Origin of the sequence: Raoultella sp., assembly GCF_039594335.1 — a bacterium.
GTDB lineage: Bacteria > Pseudomonadota > Gammaproteobacteria > Enterobacterales > Enterobacteriaceae > Klebsiella.
On sequence record NZ_JBCNNS010000045.1, the window covers coordinates 1 to 20,911 of the forward strand.

Below are 20,911 nucleotides of genomic sequence, written 5' to 3' on the forward strand. Positions count from 1 at the left end.
AGGACAACAGGGGAATTATTGTGCGGATTTTGTGCAGATTGCGTGCGGCTATTTAATTTCATGGCAAAGTTCTTTTTTTCGCTTCGTCGGGTTAGGGTATTATGTTGGACATTCTGCCATCCGGCTGCAAGACCCAGAGCTCTCTGAGTTTTACCGCCATCCTGGTTTGACGCTATTCGCGGTCAGGATTTGTCCTTATAATCCTGACAACTTGTATTCAGAATAAGATATCGCACTGGATTAAGATGAAAACAATTGAAGTTGATGATGATCTCTATCGCTATATTGCCAGCCACACCCAGCATATTGGCGAGAGTGCATCCGACATTTTACGGCGTATGCTGAAATTTTCCGCCGTTTCCCAGACTGCCGCACCGGTCGTAAAAACCGCTCCGGCGCTGGCAGCGACGCCTGCTGTCGAAGCGAAGCCCGCGAATCCGGCGAAAGATAAAGTCCGCGCGATGCGCGAGCTGCTGTTATCTGATGAATACGCCGAACAAAAACGCGCGGTGAACCGCTTTATGCTGGTCCTGACCACACTGTACTCCTTAGATAACAAAGCGTTTGCTGAGGCCACCGAGTCTCTGCACGGGCGCACGCGTGTTTATTTTGCCGAAGATTCGCGGATTCTGCTAAAAAGTGGTAACCAGACTAAACCAAAACAGGTTCCTGGTACGCCGTGGTGGGTTATCACCAATACTAATACCGGTCGTAAGTGCAGCATGATCGAACACATCATGCAGTCGATGCAGTTCCCTGCGGAATTAATTGAGAAGGTCTGCGGCACGATCTAGTTTTATTCACCTTGCATCAGAAGGATCAGGCAATGGCAATCGATAAACGTGCGGGTCAGCCTGCACAACAGAGTGATTTGATTAACGTCGCTCAACTGACTGCGCAGTACTATGTACTGAAGCCGGAAGTGGGCAACGCGGAGCATGCGGTGAAGTTTGGGACCTCTGGCCATCGTGGCAGCGCAGGGCGTCATAACTTCAATGAGCAGCATATTCTGGCGATCGCTCAGGCGATTGCTGAAGACCGCGCGAAGAACGGAATTACCGGTCCCTGCTACGTTGGTAAAGACACCCACGCGCTCTCCGAACCGGCCTTTATCTCGGTACTGGAAGTGCTGGCAGCCAACGGCGTTGATGTTATCGTGCAGGAAAACAACGGTTTTACCCCGACGCCGGCCATTTCCAATGCCATCCTGGTGCACAACAAAAAAGGCGGTCCGCTGGCGGACGGCATCGTGATTACACCGTCTCATAACCCGCCGGAAGATGGCGGTATCAAGTACAACCCGCCGAACGGCGGCCCGGCGGATACCAACGTCACCAAAGTGGTCGAGAACCGTGCGAATGAACTGCTGGCCTCTGGTCTTCAGGGCATCAAGCGCATCTCTCTCGATGCGGCGCTGGCATCCGGTCATGTCAAAGAACAGGATCTGGTGCAGCCGTTTATCGAAGGGCTGGCGGATATTGTCGACATGGCGGCGATTCAGAAAGCTGGCCTGAAGCTCGGTGTCGATCCGTTGGGAGGTTCCGGTATCGAATACTGGAAACGCATTGCCGAATACTACAAACTCGACCTGACTATCGTGAACGATCACGTCGATCAAACCTTCCGCTTTATGCACCTCGATAAAGACGGCGCCATTCGTATGGACTGCTCTTCCGAGTGTGCAATGGCAGGGCTGCTGGCGCTGCGCGATAAGTTCGATCTGGCTTTTGCTAACGATCCGGATTATGACCGTCACGGTATTGTCACTCCGGTGGGGCTGATGAACCCGAACCACTATCTGGCCGTTGCGATTAACTACCTGTTCCAGCATCGTCCGCAGTGGGGTCAGGATGTCGCCGTTGGTAAGACGCTGGTCTCCTCCGCGATGATCGATCGCGTGGTAAACGATTTGGGTCGCAAGCTGGTGGAAGTGCCGGTGGGCTTTAAATGGTTCGTTGACGGCCTGTTCGACGGCAGCTTCGGTTTTGGCGGTGAAGAGAGTGCGGGCGCCTCGTTCCTGCGTTTTGATGGTACCCCGTGGTCCACCGACAAAGACGGTATCATCATGTGCCTGCTGGCGGCAGAAATCACCGCTGTCACCGGTAAAAACCCGCAGCAGCACTACGACGAACTGGCTGCCCGCTTCGGCGCGCCGAGCTATAACCGTTTGCAGGCTTCGGCGACTTCCGCGCAGAAAGCGGCGCTGTCTAAGTTGTCGCCGGAAATGGTTAGCGCCAGCCAGCTGGCGGGCGATCCGATCACCGCTCGCCTGACCGCCGCGCCGGGCAACGGCGCATCGATTGGCGGTCTGAAAGTGATGACCGACAACGGCTGGTTCGCCGCACGTCCGTCAGGTACCGAAGATGCTTACAAGATCTACTGCGAGAGCTTCCTGGGGGAAGAACATCGTAAGCAGATCGAGAAAGAAGCGGTGGAAATCGTCAGCGAAGTGCTGAAAAACGCCTGAGTCAGGTAAAACGAACGGGCATTCTCAGATGCGTGCCGCCCCTTTCGCGGGCGGTTGATCCTGCAGAGTGGCCTACAAGGGTTCCATGCCAGCATGGGACCCTTTTTTATTGCAGCATTCATCCATTCGCTGTGTTTTCCTTCTGACATCTGCGGAGTCAGCATGATGGCGACAGGTGTCGCGCTATGGCATAAAGCGATACCCGATCCCCGTTTCGGTCAGTAAATGTTGCGGACGCGCCGGATCGACCTCCAGCTTTTGCCGCAGGTGTCCCATATAAATGCGTAAATAATGGCTGTGTTCCACCGCATTTGGCCCCCACACCTGATTGAGCAGTTGGCGTTGAGTGAGGACCTTACCGGGATTATTTAACAGCACCACCAGCAGACGAAATTCAATCGGCGTCAGGTGGAGCTCATCGTCACCGCGTACGATGCGGCGGGCGGGAATATCGACTTCAATATCGGCGAAGCGCACCAGCGGCTCGTCGGCTTGCGCACCGGCATGTCGGCGCATCGCGACTCGTAACCGCGCCTGCAGCTCGCCAATGCCAAAGGGTTTACTGAGATAGTCATCGGCACCGGCGTCAAGGGCGGCAATTTTATCGTGCTCCTCGGTGCGCGCCGATAGCACGATAATCGGCATCTGACTCCACTGGCGCACGTCACGAATAAATTCATTGCCATCGCCATCGGGTAGCCCGAGATCGAGGATGACTAAATCAGGTTTGCGGGTTGCGGCTTCAATAAGACCCCGTTGCAGGGTATCGGCTTCAAATACGCGCATACCGTCGGCTTCCAACGCGGTGCGCAGAAAGCGACGGATAGCATGTTCATCTTCAATAATCAGTACGTTTATCACCCGTTCTTCCCGTTCAGACAGATAGGACTCTCTCTTTCAGAAACGCCCGGAATGCGGCTAACTCCTTACCCGGGACACTCATACGCAAGACTGGAATCCGGCGGTAACCCGGGCAGATGCGCAGCAGCACCTCGGGGGCATTCCGTCCGGGCAGCGTTATGCTGATCCGCTCCATTCATCCAGTCCCGGGGCCGTTTCCCTGGGGAGTGTAACACGGAAGCAGGCACCGCCTTCCGGCCGCGTATGGGCGCTGATCGTACCGCCGTGCACTTCAACGATTGCGCGACAGATGGCCAGACCCAGCCCGACGCCAGGGATCGCCGACTCTTTATGCCCGCGGGCGAACTTATCAAAGATAGCCTGTTCCTGGCCCTTCGGAATTCCGGGGCCATTATCCCACACGTCTAAGCGCAACTGCTGCTCATCAGCCTGCGTGGCGATACCGATCTGCGCCTGCGAACCGGCGTACTTCAGTGCATTCTCCAGCAGATTAATCAGCACCCGTTCAAACAGCGGGCCGTCGACGTGAACCAGCAGCAGCGGATCGGGCAACGTCAGCTGAATATGCTGCCCGCCGAGGCCTGGTTCCAGCATGCGCAGGGCGCTGCCGATCACTTCTTCGAGCGTCAGCCACTCTTTATGTAAGTTAAATCCACCGGACTGAATACGCGCCATATCCAGCAGATTATTCACCAGCCGGGTCGTGTTCAGCACGTGCTGACGAATTTCATTTGCCTGCGGAGCATGCCTGGAGCCTTCGCTGGCCAGGTCGAGCGTCAGAATTTCCGCCTGTCCGAAGAGAACGGTCAACGGAGTACGCAAATCATGGGAGAGCGCCGCCAGCAGCGAGTTACGCAGGCTTTCCCGTTCACTGTTGAGTCGGGCCTGCTCTTCGCTGGCGGTGAGCGTCAGCCGCTCCAGCGCGCTGGCGACCAGTAGCGTAAAAGTTTCCAACAGGCGCTGCTGTTCAGGAATCATCAGCTGACGCAGGTTTTCGGGCTCCACTATCAGCAGCCCCCAGGTCCGGGCGGCGCTTTTCAGCGGTAAGATTTGATAGGGAACGCCGGGCAGCGTATCGGTACCGGCGCCGGCGGGCTGGCCCTTATCGAAGCTCCAGCGAGCGATGGCATCGTCCCATGAGGTCAGCCCCGGTTGGTGGGTGAGCGGGTGCAGTTTGCCGCTACTGTCGGGTAGTAGCAGTTGCCCGCGAGCCTGGAATGTGGAGGCGATAAAGCGCTCGCTGGTCGCGGCAATGTCATCCTCGCTGCGCCCGACCGCCAGTGCTTTTGACATCTCATACAGATGGCGAGTGCGTTGCTCGCGATAGCGCGCCACGCGGGCCTGATAGCGAACGCCGGCAGTGAGATTCCCAATCAGCAAACCGACGGTCAGCATGACGCCAAAGGTCAGCAGGTATTGTACGTCGGAAACCGCCAACGTACCGCGCGGCGAAACAAAGAACAGGTCGAAGCTGACCACGTTAATGACCGTCGCCAGCACAGACGGCCAGCGGCCGTATAGCAGCGCGATAATCACGACGCCAAGCAGATAGAGCATGACCAGGTTGGCGGCTTCAAAGGCCACCAGCCATTGCATCGCCACCAGCGTAATGACCGCGCAGAGCGCCAGCGCCACGAAACAGCCCTGGATTTGTAAGCGCCACTTCTCCATGGTGGTACGACTATCGCTGGCCCGCGCGGGCAAAGGGGGGCTTTTTTCATCAAGGGCGATGACCACCAGATCGAGGTCGGGCGCGTCGCGCGCCAGGCGATCGGCGAATCCGCTCCGGTTCCACCAGCGGCGTTTTCCCTGGCGGCCAATCATGATTTTGCCCAGATTATGCTCGCGGGCGTAGTGCAGTACGGCTTTCTCTTCGGACGGGTCAGAGAGCGTGGCCGTTTCCGCCCCTAACTCCTGCGCGAGCCGCAGAGCAGCCAGAATCGCCCGCCGTTTGGCTTCCGGCAGACGGTGCAGGGAAGGGGTTTCGACGTAAACCGCATGCCAGATGCTGCCAAATCGTGCGGCCAGGCGCGCGGCGGCGCGTACCAGTTTTTCACTGCCGGTATTATGACCGATGCACAGCAGCAGGGTGTCGCGGGTATGCCAGACTTTCTCCTGGCCCTGGCGGTCGCGCCAGGCACGCATCTGTTCATCAACCCGATCGGCGGTCCGCCGCAGAGCCAGCTCACGTAGGGCAATCAAGTTTCCTTTGCGGAAAAAGTTTTCGATGGCCCGCTCCGCCTGGCCGCCGATATAGACCTTGCCCTCATTCAGACGCTGACGAAGATCGTCAGGAGGCAGATCGACCAGCACAACGTCGTCGGCGGCGTCAAAAAAGGGATCGGGGACGGTCTCGCGCACCTGAACGCCGGTAATACCGCTGACGACGTCGTTCAGGCTTTCGAGGTGCTGGACGTTAACGGTAGTGAAAACGTCGATACCGGCGTCAAGAAGCTCTTCGACATCCTGCCAGCGTTTGGGGTGACGCGATCCTGGCGCGTTGCTGTGCGCCAGTTCATCCACCAGGATCAGCGCCGGCCGACGCGCCAGCGCGGCGTCGAGATCGAACTCATGGACATAGCGTCCACGGTGAGAGAAGCGGCGCTGGGGGAGGGTACTGAGCCCTTCCAGCATCGCCGCGGTCTCTTTGCGACCGTGGGTTTCCGCCACGCCGATCAGAATATCCAGCCCCTGGGCGCGCAGCCGCTGCGCTTCCGCCAACATTGCCCAGGTTTTACCGACGCCCGCACAAGCGCCAAAGAACACTTTTAGCTTGCCGCGATGCGGCTCACTGGTATGTTGCAGCAGGCGGTCCGGGTCCGGGCGCAGCGGCTCGTCACTCATTTTACTTATCCTTCAGGGCATCCAGCGCCATATTCAGTTGCACTATATTTACCACAGGCTGGCCGAGAAAACTGACCAGTGGCGTTTGTGTCGCGTCATTCACCAGGCGGGTGACTTGCTCAATACTCAGATTACGGGCCTTCGCGACGCGCGGTACCTGCCAGAGTGCTGCCGTTGGCGTGAGGTTATTATCCAGCCCGCTTGCTGAGGTCGTTACCAGTTCCACCGGTACGCGCGGGTTAGCTTCCGGGTTGGCGAGACGTAGCGCCTGCACGCGTTCGCTGACGGCCTTATCCAGCGCCGGGTTGCTGACGGCCAGATTACTGCCGCCGGAGGCGAGCGGATTGTATGGCGTTTCAGCGGTCGCCGAAGGGCGTCCCTGGAAATAACCCGCAGCGGTAAAATTCTGGCCAATCAGGCTGGAACCGCGGACTTCGCCGGCGAGCCGGATCAGTGAGCCATTTGCCTGCTGTGGGAACCACCATTGCCCAAGGACCGTCGTCAGCAGCGGATAGACACCGCCGGTGAGTAGCGTTAACAGAATAAATAGCACAAGTGCCGGTCGAATCAATGACATGGTCTTTTCCTCATAGCAACCCGGTCAGGGTCAGTAACAGATCGATAGCTTTAATGCCGATAAACGGCACCAGCAGCCCACCCAGGCCATAGACCCACAGATTACGGCGCAGCATGGCCGAAGCTGACAGCGGGCGATAGCTCACGCCCTTCAGCGCCAGCGGGATCAGGAAGACAATAATTAGCGCGTTAAAGATAACCGCGCTCAGAATCGCCGAGGCTGGCGAGTGCAGGTGCATGACGTTGAGCATCGCCAACTGCGGGTAGACAGCGGCAAAGGCGGCCGGAATAATGGCAAAGTACTTCGCCACGTCGTTGGCAATACTGAAGGTGGTCAACGACCCACGAGTCATCAGCATCTGCTTACCGATGTGCACCACTTCGATCAGCTTCGTCGGGTTGGAGTCGAGGTCCACCATGTTGCCCGCCTCTTTTGCCGCCTGGGTACCTGAGTTCATCGCCACCGCGACATCGGCCTGGGCTAGCGCCGGAGCATCATTGGTACCGTCGCCGGTCATCGCCACCAGACGACCTTCGGACTGGTACTGACGGATCAGCGCCAGCTTGGCTTCCGGCGTCGCTTCGGCAAGAAAATCATCGACGCCTGCTTCGGCGGCAATCGCCGCTGCGGTCAGGCGGTTATCGCCGGTAATCATTACCGTTTTGATACCCATCTTACGCAGTTGAGCGAAGCGCTCTTTAATCCCGCCTTTAACGATATCTTTCAGCGAAATAATCCCCAGAACGCATTTACCTTCCGCGACCACCAGCGGTGTCGCCCCCTGGCGGGCAACATCTTCCACCTGCTTATCGACGTCCGCCGGGAAATGGCCGCCGTTAGCCTCGACATGGCGACGAATCGCGTCGACGGAGCCTTTGCGGATCATCCGTCGATCGATATTAATCCCGCTCATACGCGTCTGGGCGGTGAAGGGGACGAAGGTCGCTTGCAGCGACTGCAGATCCCGTTCGCGCAAGTTGAAGCGCTGTTTTGCCAGTACCACGATGCTGCGGCCTTCCGGCGTTTCATCGGCCAGCGATGAGAGCTGGGCGGCATCGGCAAGGGTTTTCTCTTCTACGCCTTCTGCCGGTAAAAATGCCGAGGCCTGGCGGTTACCGAGGGTAATTGTACCGGTTTTATCCAGCAGTAAGACATCAACGTCGCCCGCGGCTTCTACCGCGCGTCCGCTGGTGGCGATGACGTTGGCGCCCAGCATACGGCTCATCCCGGCGACGCCGATCGCCGAGAGCAGCCCACCGATCGTGGTCGGAATCAGGCACACTAGCAGTGCGACCAGTACCGTCACGCTGACCGCATTGCCGCTCCAGGCAGAGAACGGCCAGATGGTGGCGGTAGCCAGCAGGAACACCAGTGTGAGGGCGATCAACAGAATCGTCAGCGCAATTTCATTCGGCGTTTTGCGGCGTTGGGCGCCTTCGACCATCGCGATCATCCGGTCAAGGAAGGTTTCGCCAGGGTTGACGCTACAGCGGATCACCAGCCAGTCCGAAAGAATACGCGTCCCGCCGGTGACCGATGCAAAGTCGCCGCCTGATTCGCGGATCACCGGTGCGGATTCACCGGTGATGGCACTTTCGTCCACCGAGGCGCCGCCTTCAATGACTTCCCCGTCGCAGGGAATGATATCGCCTGCTTCCACCAGCACCACATCGCCTTTGCGTAAATCCTCGGCCGGAATATGGTCGACAGGCGCATCATGCTGCGGCGCGCGCAGCTTGCGAGCAAAAGCGGTTTTTTTCACCCCTTTCAGACTGTTAGCCTGCGCTTTGCTGCGGCCTTCTGCCATTGCTTCGGCGAAGTTGGCGAACAGCACGGTAAACCACAACCAGAGACTTATGGCGGCGGTAAAAGTGGCGCTACCGGTGAGATGCCCGCTGGCCATTGCTACGGCCAGTAGTGTGGTTATCAGGCTACCTGTCCAGACGATGAACATCACCGGGTTGCGCCACTGCACCGTTGGGCTCAGTTTTTTCACTGCATCCAGCAGCGCCTGGCGCACCAGCGTCGGCTCGAGCAAGGCTAATTGTTTGCGACTCATAACAGGGTGCTCCGCATCACTTAAAGTAAGGAGAAGTGTTCCGCCAACGGGCCGAGCGCCAGGGCAGGAATAAAGGTCAGGGCGCCAACCAGCAGCACGGTACCGATCAGCAGACCGATAAACAGCACATCGTGGGTGGCAAGGGTGCCGGAACTGGTCGGCTGGATCTTTTTACTCACCAGAGAACCGGCGATAGCCATCACCGGCACGATGACCGCGAAACGGCCGAGCAGCATGCAAAACGCCAGCAGCAGGTTCCAGAATGGCGTTGCCGCGCTAAGGCCAGCGAAGGCGCTCCCGTTGTTATTAGCGGCAGATGTCACGGCATACAGCACTTCGCTAAAGCCGTGTGCTCCTGGGTTAAACATCCCCGCGCGTCCGGCCTCGGTCATCATCGCCAGCGCGGTACCCAGCAGGACCAGCGTGGGCGTCACGAGGATGGCCAGGGCGATCATTTTCATTTCGCGCACATCTATCTTCTTACCGAGATATTCCGGCGTCCGGCCGATCATCAGCCCGGCGATGAATACTGCCAGCATGACAAACAGCAGCATGCCGTACAGACCCGAACCCACGCCGCCGAAGACCACTTCGCCAATCTGCATCAGCCACATGGGAACCATGCCACCCAGCGCAGTGAAGGAGTCATGCATGGCGTTGACCGCGCCGCAGGAGGCGGCGGTGGTGGCAACCGCGAACAGGCTGCTGACCAGAATGCCAAAGCGGCTCTCTTTGCCTTCCATATTCAGGTTGCTGTCCGCCCCAAGTTGTAGCAGGTGCGGGTTACCGTGGGTTTCTGCCCACATCACCACCGCCACGCAGACGATAAAGATCAGCGCCATCGCCCACAGAATGGCGTGTCCCTGGCGGCGATCGCCGACGACGTCGCCAAAGGCAAAGCACAGCGCGGCCGGGATCAAAAGCATCGCCAGCATTTGCACCATGTTGCTCAGCGCCGTAGGGTTTTCAAACGGGTGCGAGGAGTTGGCGTTAAAGAAACCGCCGCCGTTGGTACCGAGCATTTTGATCGCTTCCTGCGAGGCAACCGGCCCCATTGGCAGCGACTGACGCACTCCTTCCAGCGAGGTGAAGGTCTGATACGGAAGGAAATTTTGTGGCACGCCTTGCTGAATAAAGAACACCGCGATGAGCAGTGAAACCGGCAGCAGCAGCCATAGGGTAATACGGGTGAGATCGACCCAGGCGTTACCCAGAGTGCTGACCTGCTGACGCGACCAGGCGCGGGTAAAGGCAAAAATCACCGCAATGCCGGTTGCTGCCGACAGGAAGTTTTGCACCGTCAGACCGGCCATCTGGCTGAGGTAGCTCAGGGTGGTTTCTCCGGCATAGGCCTGCCAGTTTGTATTGCTGACGAAACTCACCGCAGTATTCAGCGCCAGATCCCATGACAGGCCGGGAAGATGCTGAGGGTTGAGCGGCAGCGCGCCCTGAGACATCAGCAGCACAAACAGTACCGCAAGCCCAACGCCATTAAACAACAGAACGGCGAGCAGATACTGGCACCAGTTCATCTCCTGCGTACGAATCCCCGAGAGCCGCCAGATGCTGTGCTCAATGCCAGCAAGCCCCGGTAGAGGAGTATCGTTGATCATTCTGGCCAGCAACGTCCCCGTCAGGCGAGCCAGCACCATCAGCAGCAGAAGAAAACTGGCGATAAGTAAAAATCCTTGCGCGGCCATTAGAATGCCTCCGCATTTATCAGGGCATAGACCAAATAGGCCAGCAACAGGAATACCAGCGCCACGCCAGCAATTACGCCTGCACTCACAATCCACCTCCGGGTGTCTTTACGATTTACCCGGAGGATAGAAATTCTGGTGCAAAGATTTTGCAAAAATCAGAACAGGGGATGTAAAAAAAGTATAAAAATGACCAAAACCACAAATTAACCAATGATTAGTATTAATTTAACTTTTGTGTAACTCAATTACCGGATGAATGTAAATAAAGGCAAAATGAGTCGTTTTTAGTGGTCGGATGAGTAGTAAAATTACACACAAGGCGGTATTATTTTAGCCAGAGAAACATTGACACTTTACCGGCGTCGCTTGCCGGCCTGACCAGGGGAGAGAAATTATGGCGTTATATAAAACTTATCCAGCTCACGTTATCTTTTTACGTCGTGCTTTCGCCGTCGTGGCGGGCGTGGCAGCACTTCCGGTGATGCTGTTCTGGAAAGACCGGGCCCGCTATTACAGCTGGCTGCACCGGGTATGGGCAAAAACCAGCGAACAGCCGGTGTGGATGGCACAGGCTGAAAAAGCCGCCGCCGACTTTTACTGATCGCCACCGTTCGACTGCATAACCGCCGGTTTTCCGGCGGCTTTTTTGCCCACGTTGACGACCTCTGCTTGCGCCTGGGCGCCTCCTGCAACACTCTATATGAATTTCCTGATACTTATCCCACGGACGACGTGTTTCTTCCGCGGCCTGTTGGTATCGAATCCATAAATGTTACTGATTGCAGGAGTTTTATGGCCACTCATCTGGTTTGGTTTCGCGCAGACCTACGTATCCATGACAACCTGGCGCTTGCCGCCGCCTGTCGCGATCCGCATGCCCGCGTGCTGGCGCTGTTTATCGCCACGCCGGGCCAGTGGCGCCAGCACGGTATGGCGTCGCGGCAGGCGGCTTTTATCGTCCGCCATCTCCATAGCTTGCAGTCAGCCCTTGCCGAGCGAGGGATTGCGTTGCAGGTGGCAGAGGCGGAGGATTTTGCGGCCAGCGTCCAACTGCTGACTGACTATTGCGCGCAGCAGCAGGTCAGTCATCTGTTTTATAACTATCAGTACGAAATTAACGAGCGTCAGCGCGATGCGACGGTGGAAAAACGGCTGAGCGGTGTGGTGTGTCACGGGTTTGATGATGCGCTTTTACTGCCTCCCGGTAGCGTGCTGACCGGGAATCACGAAATGTATAAGGTGTTTACTCCCTTTAAAAACGCCTTTCTCCGGCGATTGCGTGAGGCGCTGCCTGAGTGCGTCGCCGCGCCGACGGTGCGCCGCTACGGTACCCTGGCGCCAGCGTCGCTGCCGGAGATTCGCTATCCGCAGGAGGCTTTCGACCCAGACCTGTTTGCCGACGATGAGAAAACCGCTATCGCCCGATTGCGTCGTTTCTGCCAACAAAAAGCCGCCGATTATGACCTGCTGCGTGATTTTCCCGCCACGGAAGGTACCAGCCGGCTGTCGCCATGTCTGGCCGTGGGCGTACTTTCCCCACGGCAGTGCCTCCATCGACTACTGGCTGAGCAGCCTGCTGTGCTCGATGGTGAAGCAGGTTCCGTCTGGCTGAACGAACTGATCTGGCGGGAGTTTTACCGGCATTTGATGGTGTTCTACCCGGACTTATGCAAAGGACGTCCATTTATTGCCTGGACCGATAACGTGGCATGGCGGGACGATGTGCAAGGACTCGAGGCGTGGCAAGCCGGGAAAACGGGTTTTCCGATTGTCGATGCCGCGATGCGCCAGCTCAATGCTACGGGCTGGATGCATAACCGGCTGCGGATGATTGCCGCCAGTTTTCTGGTGAAGGACCTGCGCATCGACTGGCGCGCGGGCGAACGCTATTTTATCAACCAACTGATTGATGGCGACCTGGCGGCCAATAACGGCGGATGGCAGTGGGCGGCCTCGACAGGCACCGACGCTGCTCCTTATTTTCGTATATTTAATCCGACCACCCAGGGGGAGAAGTTTGATAAAGCGGGGGCGTTTATTCGGCAATGGCTGCCTGAGCTGGCGAGCGTCCCTGATAACGCGCTGCACCAGCCGTGGATTTGGGCCGATAAACAAGGGGTGACCTTGAACTATCCGCGCCCGCTGGTCGATCACAAGCAGGCGCGGCTGGAGACACTGGCGGCCTGGGAGGCCGCCAGCAAAAGCCTTACTCCACGGCCAGGGCGCGGCTCCTGATCCGCAGGGCGTGATATAGCCAGATTACCAGCACCAGGCCGACGCAGGCTAACGATCCCCAGGTGATTTGGCTGAACACGTTAATATAGGCATCAATGGCGTAGCTGGTCGCACCGGCTTCATCGAATGTGCTCTGTGCCGTCTGGTCGGCAATCACGCCGGCCAGATAGTTGGCGATGGCGCCGGAGAGCAGCATATAGATGCCGGTCAGCACGCCGGTCACACCGGGAATTTCGATGCGGGTGATTTGCGACATCGCGACCGGGTCGATAAACAGCTCGGCGAAGCCCATTACCGCCAGGCCCAGCACCATCAGCGGCATTGAAGAGTGCCCGTAGGCGGCCGACCAGCGCGCGCTCAGAGTCAGAATGCAGAAACCGGCGCTCATCAACCCCAGACCCAGCGCAAATTTACCCCAGATCCGCACGGTACGGTTGCCGTTGATATGCTCTTTCACCAGCCAGGCCAGCACCATTCCGCAGAACATGACCGCAAAGGCATTCACCGACTGGAACATCGCGGTCGGAACCTCATAACTCATGATATTCCGGTTCACGAAGCGGTCGATATACAGGCTGATGGAGCTGCCGCCCTGTTGAGCGAATGCCCAGAACAGCAGGCTAAACCCGGTCAGGACGATAATCAACCGCAGGTCTCTGCGCTGCCTGGCCGTCTCAGTCCGCAGATAAATTCTGGCCAGTACCACCAGACCCACAATCGTCGCCACGATCAGCGCATAGACTGACCACGCTTTCCAGAACAGCACGCCGATCAGCAGCGGAGCCACGATCAGCAGAACCAGCAGCCAGCCCCAATTGGGCAGCATAAAGCGGCGCGCGCAGAGCGCATCGCGATTGACGCCCGAGGTGTGGCGAAAATGGCGGCTGCCGCAGAGGAAAATCACCAGCCCGGCAATCATCCCGACGGCGGCGAGGGCGAAGCCCATGGCCCAACTGTACTCTTCCTGAACGTATCCGCAGGCGATGGGGGCGACGATCGAACCGATATTTCCCGCCGCATACATCAACGAGAAGCCGCCATCGCGGCGCGGATCGGTGGGTTCGTACAGCTCTCCTAACAGACAGCTGACGTTGGATTTAAACAAGCCATAGCCGCAGACGATGATGGCGAGTGACAGATAGAGGACGGTCGGCGCAATTTCGCTGGCGCCCAACACCAGGTGGCCAATGGCCATCAACAACGCGCTGAGCATTACCGCCATTCGGTTGACGAGGAGCTTATCGGCCAGGAAACCGCCGAGGATTGGCGTGATATACACCAGCGAGCAGTATGCGCTGAAAAGGGCATAGGCGTGGCTATCGTCGTACTTTAGCTGATTAGTGAGATACAAAATCAGCAGTGCCCGCATCCCGCAAAAACTAAAGTATTCCCAAATTTGCAGCGCGACGACGTAATAGATTGCGCGTGGCTGCGATGATTATCTGTTCATGTAACGCCGGGTTCCTACCGTAAAAGAAAAGTCGATCTTTCTGCATGAATAGCTATTTAGCAGTGATATTTATGGTATTAATGGCTTATTATTTATTTAATATGCTTTATTGGTGCATAAATATATACGAATACATTGTAGAGTGGATAGACAAATCGCGGGATTAAGCTAAAAGTCAAACAAGCGCCTCTCGCCGAGAGGCTATCGACGATCTACGCAGATACCGCTATGTTATGCCTGTGCACAAAATGATGATCTGATGGAGCGGTAATGAAAAATAGCGAACTGGAACAACTGATTAACGAAAAGCTCAATAGCGCGACATTCAGCGACTACGCGCCCAATGGCCTTCAGGTGGAAGGGCGTAAAACCGTGCAAAAAATTGTCACCGGCGTCACTGCCAGCCAGGCATTGTTGGATGAAGCCGTGCGTCTACAGGCAGATGCGGTGATCGTTCATCATGGGTATTTCTGGAAAGGCGAATCGCCGGTGATTCGCGGCATCAAGCGCCAGCGCCTGAAGACGTTGCTGGCGAATGATATCAATCTCTATGGCTGGCATCTGCCGCTGGATGCCCATTCGGAGCTGGGGAATAACGCCCAGTTGGCGCAGCTGCTCGGGATCACTATCAGGGGCGAAATTGAGCCGCTGGTCCCGTGGGGAGATCTGTCGATGCCGGTTTCCGGGCTGGAGTTGGCCTCGTGGATTGAGGCGCGCCTGGGACGTAAGCCACTATGGTGCGGGGATACCGGGCCAGAAAAAGTGGCCCGTATCGCCTGGTGTACCGGCGGTGGCCAGAGCTTTATTGACAGCGCGGCTCGCTTCGGCGTCGATGCGTTTATTACCGGCGAGGTCTCGGAGCAAACTATCCACTCCGCGCGCGAACAGTCCCTGCATTTTTATGCCGCCGGGCACCATGCCACCGAACGTGGCGGTATTCGTGCGTTGAGCGAATGGTTGACGGAAAATACCGATCTGGATGTGACCTTTATCGATATCCCTAACCCGGCCTGATGAGGGAGAGAAAAGTGCAGCGAGCGCGTTGTTACATGTTAGGCGAAACCGCCGTGGTCCTGGAGCTCGAACCCCCGGTCACGCTGGAAAGTCAAAAGCGTATCTGGCGCCTGGCCCAGAGACTGGCGGATCACGAAGAAGCCCTGGATGCGATACCGGGGATGAACAATATTACCGTGGTCCTGCGCCATCCACAGGTGATGGCATGGGATGCGATTGAGCAATTACAGTGCTGGTGGGAGGAGAGCGACGCCCTTGAGCCACTGTCGCGGCTGATGACCATTCCGGTTATCTACGGCGGCGAAGACGGCCCCGATCTGGCAAACGTAGCTCTCCACAGCGGGCTGACGGAAAAGGAGGTTGTCGAGCTGCACGCTTCCGTCGAGTACGTGGTGTGGTTTCTTGGCTTCCAGCCGGGATTTCCTTATCTCGGCGGACTGCCGGAGCGTTTAGCGATGCCGCGACATGCGGAGCCGCGTCTGCGGGTCCCCGCCGGCTCTGTCGGTATCGGCGGTGCGCAAACTGGGGTGTACACGCTGGCGACTCCGGGCGGGTGGCAGCTGCTGGGCCGCACGCCGCTGGCGCTCTTTGATCCCATGCGTCAGGAGCCCGTTCTGCTGCGTTCCGGCGATCGCGTTCGCTTTGTGCCGCAAAAGGAGGGAGTATGTTGAAGATGATCCGCGCTGGAATGTACTCCTCGATACAAGATGGCGGACGTGTAGGGCAGCGGCAGTCGGGGATCAGTCTCTGCGGTGCGCTGGATAAGCCCTCGCTGATGATTGCCAACTTGTTGGTCGGCAACGCAGCGAATGCCGCCGCGCTGGAAATTACGCTCGGCCAGGTGGATATTCAGTTTGAACGTGATTGCTGGTTTGCACTGACCGGTGCTGCCTGTGAAGCCATGCTGGACGACAAGCCGGTATGGGTGGGCTGGCGCATGGCGGCGAAGGCCGGGCAGCATCTGGTGCTTAAAAATCCGCAGTACGGAATCCGCAGCTATCTGGCGGTGGCCGGAGGCATTGATGTCCCGCTGGTGCTTGGCTCGCGCTGTACCGATCTGAAAGTCGGTATTGGCGGCCAGGAAGGGCGACGGTTGCAGGATGGCGATCGGCTGAAGCTGGGGAAAGCATCCCGGCGATTCAGCGCGTCGCGCGGCGTTAAGTCACTGCCGGTCGGCAACCGGATCCGCGCGTTACCGGGGCCGGAGTACCATGAATTTGATCAGGCTTCGCAAGGGGCGTTCTGGCGTTCTCCCTGGAAGCTTAGCGCCCAGAGTAACCGGATGGGATATCGCCTGCAGGGGCAACCGCTTACCCGCACCACCGATCGCGAAATGTTCTCGCACGGCCTGCTGCCAGGCGTGGTGCAGGTTCCGCATAACGGCCAGCCGATTGTCCTGATGAACGATGCGCAGACCACCGGTGGCTATCCGCGTATTGCCTGCATTATCGACGCTGATATGTACCAACTGGCGCAAATTCCGCTGGGTCAACCGATTCACTTTGTTCCCTGTACACTGGAAGAGGCGTTGAAAGCGCGTGCGGAACAACAGCGTTATCTGGAACAACTGGCATGGAGACTGAGCGATGATCATTGATTTAAATGCTGATCTGGGGGAAGGCTGCGCGCGCGATAGCGCGTTGTTACAGTTGGTCTCCTCCGCCAATATCGCCTGCGGTTTTCACGCCGGTGACGCGCTACTGATGTATAAATGCGTGCGCGAGGCGTTGAAAAACGGCGTGGCCGTCGGGGCGCATCCCAGCTTTCCCGATCGGGAAAATTTTGGCCGCACCGCGATGCAGTTGCCGCCGGAGACGGTCTATGCCCAGATGCTGTATCAGATTGGCGCGCTGGCGGCGATCGTGCGCGCCGAGGGCGGCGAACTCAAGCATGTGAAGCCGCACGGTATGCTCTACAATCAGGCAGCAAAAGAGGCGCCGCTGGCCGATGCGATTGCCAGGGCGGTGCGAGATTTCGATCCTGCGCTGATTCTGGTCGGCCTGCCCGGGAGCGAATTAATTCGCGCCGGGCAGCATTACAAGCTGGTCACGCGGCAGGAGGTGTTTGCCGATCGCGGGTATCTGGCTGACGGCACTCTGGTGCCGCGTTCGCAGCCTGGGGCGCTTATCGACAGTGAAGAGCAGGCGTTGGCGCAGACGCTGGAAATGGTGCAACACCATCGGGTACGCAGTATCACCGGTGAATGGGCGCACGTTATCGCCGACACCGTATGTCTGCACGGCGACGGTGAACATGCGCTGGATTTTGCGCGCCGTTTGCGTGCGGCGTTTGCCGGACTCAACATTCAGGTCAGTGCGGAAAAAGAAGAATAACACAAGAATTATTAAAGTATTTTTTGTTGCCTTCGGCGCCATCCTCGTCGTCTGACCACCGGCCTGTTCTGGGGGGTGTATGGTCTGCTGTTTACCGCTTATTGCCTGGCTCACCGGACTTATCTGGTGGTAGATAGCCACTTTGCTGCTGTGGCGGTCTATACCCTCGGAAGGGTGCTGCTGACGATGGTCATAGGCAATGGCCTTTGCCTCCTTCCCGATGGTGACGGCGGCGAACGCTCCGGCGACTGCGGGAGCCTGATGACGCGATGGCGGCGCTGCTGGAGCCGCCGGATAACACACGGTGATTAAAGCTCAGATTCCGACCGGCATTCTGTGCCGATCGTCAATGTATTTTTACTCTATTTCCTGATGTCCCTGTAAGGAGGGAAGATGGCGGGCGTATTAGTCACCGGATTTGAACCCTTTGGCGGTGAGGTGGTGAATCCTTCATGGGAAGTGGTTAAGCAGCTCGATGGCGCGATCATTGGCGGTGAGCGCGTGGTCGCGCGACAACTGCCCTGTGTTTTCGGTGAAGCCTTGATGGCGCTGTACGTGGCGTTGGATGAGTATCAACCCGTGTTAACAATAGCGGTCGGGCAGGCGGGTGGCCGTGTCGATATTACCGTCGAACGTGTCGCGGTAAACGTCGATGATGCGCGTATTGCTGATAATAAAGGCCTGCAGCCGGTTGACGTACCGGTGGTGGCTGGCGGCCCGGCGGCCTGGTTCAGCAGCCTGCCGGTGAAGGCGATTGTCGCGGCGCTGCGCGAACAGGGCATTCCGGCATCGGTGTCGCAAACGGCGGGGACATTCGTCTGCAACCATGTGATGTATGGTCTGCTGCATGCGTTAAACGGGAGAGCCGGGGTCAAAGGTGGCTTTATCCATATACCGTACCTCCCGGAGCAGGCAGCCGCCCATCCGGGGGAGGCGAGTATGGCGGTACAAACGGTCCGTGCGGCACTGGAGACGGCGATTGCCGTCTCCCTACGCCAGGAGGGGGATGTGAACATTGTCGGCGGTGCAACGCACTAGCAGAAGGACGTAATTATGCCGGAAGGTCCGGAGATCCGCCGTGCGGCGGATAGCCTGGAGGCGGCGGTCAAAGGCGAACCTCTTACCGATGTCTGGTTCGCTTTTGTGCAGCTACGCATGTATCAGGCTCAATTGGTGGGCCAGCGGATAACCCGCATAGAAACCCGTGGTAAAGCGCTGCTGACTCATTTCTCCGGCGGGTTGACACTCTACAGTCATAATCAGCTTTACGGCATCTGGCGCGTGGTGGAGGCTGGCGAACAGCCGGTCAGCAACCGGGTGCTGCGGATCAGGTTGCAGACGGCGGAGAAGGCGATTTTGCTCTATAGCGCGTCGGACATCGACATTCTGACGCCTGAGCAACTGGCGACGCATCCGTTTTTATTACGGGTGGGGCCGGATGTGCTGGATATGACACTGACCGTGGAATCAGTCAAAGCCCGCCTGCTGTCGGCAAGGTTTCGTCGAAGGCAGTTTTCCGCTTTGCTGCTGGATCAGGCGTTTCTGGCCGGGCTGGGAAACTATTTACGCGTGGAGATTCTCTGGCAGGTGGGGTTGAGCGGGCGGCATAATGCATCGGCACTTGATGATAAGCAGCTCGACGCGCTGGCCCATGCGCTGCTGGATATTCCGCGGCTGTCATATCGTACACGCGGTAGAGGGGATGAGAATAAACATCATGGCGCGCTGTTCCGCTTTAAAGTTTTCCATCGCCAAGGGGAGGCTTGTGAGCGCTGCGGTGGGATTATCGAGAAAACGATGCTGTCGTCGCGACCGTTTTACTGGTGTCCGGGATGTCAGCGTTAGCGACACGTTGAGTCAACCGTGAGGCATCGTGCCCGTATTTCGTGGCGGCGGATGCCCCTGAGCCGGCCTGCGGTTTCGACAGGCTTTTGCCGGCCCCGGCAAGCGAAGTGCCAGCGGGCAATTTCAGCAAAATGCACGTTGCTGAAAATAAAAAACGCGCCTGCAGGCGCGTTTTTGGTCTTCAAAAGCGAACTTAGCCTTTGGCCACATCGGATTTGAAGTCGCGTTTTTCGTAGCCGGTATACAGCTGACGCGGACGCGCGATTTTCATGCCGTCGCTGTGCATTTCGTTCCAGTGAGCAATCCAGCCCACGGTACGCGCCATCGCGAAGATAACGGTAAACATGGAGGACGGAATACCCATTGCTTTCAGAATGATACCGGAGTAGAAATCGACGTTCGGGTAGAGTTTCTTCTCGATGAAATACGGGTCGTTGAGCGCGATGTGCTCAAGTTCCATCGCCACTTCCAGCAGATCGTCTTTGGTGCCCAGCTCTTTCAGCACTTCATGGCAAGTTTCACGCATCACGGTGGCGCGCGGGTCGTAGTTTTTGTACACACGGTGGCCGAAGCCCATCAGACGGAAAGAGTCATTTTTATCTTTCGCGCGACGGACAAATTCCGGAATGTGCTCAACGGAACTGATCTCTTCCAGCATCTTCAGCGCAGCTTCGTTCGCACCACCGTGAGCCGGCCCCCACAGGGAGGCGATGCCCGCAGCGATACAGGCAAACGGGTTCGCGCCAGAAGAACCTGCGGTACGGACGGTGGAGGTGGATGCGTTCTGTTCGTGGTCGGCGTGCAGGATCAGAATACGGTCCATGGCGCGTTCCAGTACCGGGTTAACCTCGTAGGTTTCACATGGCGTGGAGAACATCATATTCAGGAAATTGCCCGCGTAAGAGAGGTCGTTGCGCGGATAAACGAAAGGCTGACCGATTGAATATTTGTAACACATTGCTGCCATTGTCGGCATTTTGGACAGCAGGCGATAGGCGGCGATTTCACGGTGGCGTGGGTTGTTGACATCCAGGGAGTCGTGATAGAACGCGGCCAGCGCGCCGGTGATACCGCACATGACCGCCATCGGGTGAGAGTCACGACGAAATGCGTGGAACAGACGGGTAATCTGCTCGTGGATCATGGTGTGGCGAGTAACGATGGTCTTGAATTCGTTGTACTGTTCCTGATTCGGCTTTTCACCGTTCAGCAGGATGTAGCACACTTCGAGGTAATTGGACTCGGTCGCTAACTGATCGATCGGGAAACCACGGTGGAGCAGGATACCTTCATCACCATCGATAAACGTGATTTTAGATTCACAAGATGCGGTGGAAGTGAAACCAGGGTCAAAAGTGAATACGCCTTTTGACCCAAGACTACGAATATCAATAACATCCTGACCGAGCGTGCCCTTTAGCACATCCAGTTCAATAGCAGTATCACCGCCGAGGGTGATTTTTGCTTTAGCATCAGACATTTATGGTCTCCTTAGCGCCTTTATTGCGTAAGACTGCCGGGGG

19 protein-coding genes and 1 pseudogene are annotated in these 20,911 nt (G+C 57.5%); 12 read left to right on the forward strand and 8 right to left on the reverse strand.

Features of this window, described 5'->3' with window-relative positions:
- From ACZAHD_RS10270 to pgm, 3 genes are all read left to right on the forward strand, one after another.
- A partial coding sequence (locus tag ACZAHD_RS10270; protein ID WP_462456676.1) for a hypothetical protein occupies positions 1–226 on the forward strand: 226 nt, incomplete at its 5' end.
- A 19-nt stretch (positions 227–245) separates the two neighbouring features.
- Complete coding sequence (gene seqA / locus ACZAHD_RS10275; protein ID WP_462456677.1) at positions 246–794, forward strand: replication initiation negative regulator SeqA; 549 nt, start codon at positions 246–248, stop codon at positions 792–794.
- A gap of 32 nt (positions 795–826) precedes the next feature.
- On the forward strand, positions 827–2,467 hold the full coding sequence (pgm, locus tag ACZAHD_RS10280) for a phosphoglucomutase (alpha-D-glucose-1,6-bisphosphate-dependent) (RefSeq protein WP_462456678.1): 1,641 nt from the start codon (positions 827–829) through the stop codon (positions 2,465–2,467).
- 183 nt (positions 2,468–2,650) lie between these two features.
- Here pgm and kdpE read toward each other — a convergent pair whose 3' ends face one another.
- The 6 genes from kdpE to kdpF all read right to left on the reverse strand — a co-directional run bounded on the left by kdpE (position 2,651) and on the right by kdpF (position 10,597).
- Positions 2,651–3,328, reverse strand: a complete 678-nt coding sequence (gene kdpE, locus ACZAHD_RS10285) for a two-component system response regulator KdpE (protein ID WP_462456679.1) — start codon at positions 3,326–3,328, stop codon at positions 2,651–2,653.
- A 156-nt stretch (positions 3,329–3,484) separates the two neighbouring features.
- Complete coding sequence (gene kdpD, locus ACZAHD_RS10290; protein ID WP_462456680.1) at positions 3,485–6,172, reverse strand: two-component system sensor histidine kinase KdpD; 2,688 nt, start codon at positions 6,170–6,172, stop codon at positions 3,485–3,487.
- A gap of 1 nt (position 6,173) precedes the next feature.
- A complete protein-coding gene (kdpC, locus tag ACZAHD_RS10295) occupies positions 6,174–6,749 on the reverse strand; it encodes a potassium-transporting ATPase subunit KdpC (RefSeq protein ID WP_462456681.1) in 576 nt (191 codons plus the stop codon).
- 10 nt (positions 6,750–6,759) lie between these two features.
- Positions 6,760–8,808, reverse strand: coding sequence for a potassium-transporting ATPase subunit KdpB (gene kdpB, locus ACZAHD_RS10300; RefSeq protein WP_462456682.1), 2,049 nt, complete (start codon positions 8,806–8,808; stop codon positions 6,760–6,762).
- Between the two features lie 20 nt (positions 8,809–8,828).
- Positions 8,829–10,508, reverse strand: coding sequence for a potassium-transporting ATPase subunit KdpA (kdpA, locus tag ACZAHD_RS10305; RefSeq protein ID WP_462456683.1), 1,680 nt, complete (start codon positions 10,506–10,508; stop codon positions 8,829–8,831).
- Complete coding sequence (gene kdpF / locus ACZAHD_RS10310) at positions 10,508–10,597, reverse strand: K(+)-transporting ATPase subunit F (RefSeq protein WP_015584874.1); 90 nt, start codon at positions 10,595–10,597, stop codon at positions 10,508–10,510. The genes kdpA and kdpF overlap by 1 nt, the downstream gene beginning before the upstream one ends.
- Before the next feature lie 308 nt (positions 10,598–10,905).
- Here kdpF and ACZAHD_RS10315 point away from each other — a divergent pair, with 308 nt between their 5' ends.
- Both ACZAHD_RS10315 and phrB read left to right on the forward strand, forming a co-directional pair.
- A complete protein-coding gene (locus tag ACZAHD_RS10315) occupies positions 10,906–11,112 on the forward strand; it encodes a DUF2517 family protein (protein ID WP_032688813.1) in 207 nt (68 codons plus the stop codon).
- A 191-nt stretch (positions 11,113–11,303) separates the two neighbouring features.
- Positions 11,304–12,746 carry a deoxyribodipyrimidine photo-lyase gene (gene phrB, locus ACZAHD_RS10320; protein ID WP_462456684.1) on the forward strand — a complete coding sequence of 481 codons (1,443 nt, stop codon included), beginning with the start codon at positions 11,304–11,306 and terminating at the stop codon, positions 12,744–12,746.
- On the opposite strand, the gene dtpD is transcribed toward phrB, so the two are convergent.
- Positions 12,718–14,166 (reverse strand): dipeptide permease DtpD, encoded by a 1,449-nt coding sequence (dtpD, locus tag ACZAHD_RS10325; protein ID WP_462456696.1) that lies wholly within the window; start codon positions 14,164–14,166, stop codon positions 12,718–12,720. The genes phrB and dtpD overlap by 29 nt on opposite strands.
- A gap of 300 nt (positions 14,167–14,466) precedes the next feature.
- Here dtpD and ACZAHD_RS10330 point away from each other — a divergent pair, with 300 nt between their 5' ends.
- From ACZAHD_RS10330 to nei, 7 genes and pseudogenes are all read left to right on the forward strand, one after another.
- Entirely contained in the window at positions 14,467–15,210 is a 744-nt protein-coding gene (locus tag ACZAHD_RS10330; RefSeq protein WP_462456685.1) for a type 2 GTP cyclohydrolase I, read from the forward strand.
- Between the two features lie 14 nt (positions 15,211–15,224).
- Complete coding sequence (pxpB, locus tag ACZAHD_RS10335) at positions 15,225–15,881, forward strand: 5-oxoprolinase subunit PxpB (protein WP_462456686.1); 657 nt, start codon at positions 15,225–15,227, stop codon at positions 15,879–15,881.
- Positions 15,875–16,807 carry a 5-oxoprolinase subunit PxpC gene (gene pxpC / locus ACZAHD_RS10340; protein WP_462456687.1) on the forward strand — a complete coding sequence of 311 codons (933 nt, stop codon included), beginning with the start codon at positions 15,875–15,877 and terminating at the stop codon, positions 16,805–16,807. The genes pxpB and pxpC overlap by 7 nt, the downstream gene beginning before the upstream one ends.
- Complete coding sequence (pxpA, locus tag ACZAHD_RS10345; protein WP_462456688.1) at positions 16,797–17,543, forward strand: 5-oxoprolinase subunit PxpA; 747 nt, start codon at positions 16,797–16,799, stop codon at positions 17,541–17,543. Before pxpC ends, pxpA begins: the two co-directional genes overlap by 11 nt.
- A gap of 45 nt (positions 17,544–17,588) precedes the next feature.
- Positions 17,589–17,927, forward strand: a pseudogene (locus ACZAHD_RS10350) (5-oxoproline transporter, DUF979 family subunit); the annotation flags it as partial.
- Between the two features lie 9 nt (positions 17,928–17,936).
- Positions 17,937–18,581: a pyroglutamyl-peptidase I gene (gene pcp, locus ACZAHD_RS10355; RefSeq protein WP_462456689.1), complete on the forward strand. Its 645-nt coding sequence runs from the start codon at positions 17,937–17,939 to the stop codon at positions 18,579–18,581.
- A gap of 15 nt (positions 18,582–18,596) precedes the next feature.
- Positions 18,597–19,388 carry an endonuclease VIII gene (gene nei, locus ACZAHD_RS10360; protein ID WP_462456690.1) on the forward strand — a complete coding sequence of 264 codons (792 nt, stop codon included), beginning with the start codon at positions 18,597–18,599 and terminating at the stop codon, positions 19,386–19,388.
- A gap of 193 nt (positions 19,389–19,581) precedes the next feature.
- On the opposite strand, the gene ACZAHD_RS10365 is transcribed toward nei, so the two are convergent.
- The gene (locus ACZAHD_RS10365) at positions 19,582–20,868 is read right to left on the reverse strand and encodes a citrate synthase (RefSeq protein WP_004859660.1); all 1,287 of its coding nucleotides are present in this window, start codon (positions 20,866–20,868) and stop codon (positions 19,582–19,584) included.
- Positions 20,869–20,911: the final 43 nt, after the last annotated feature.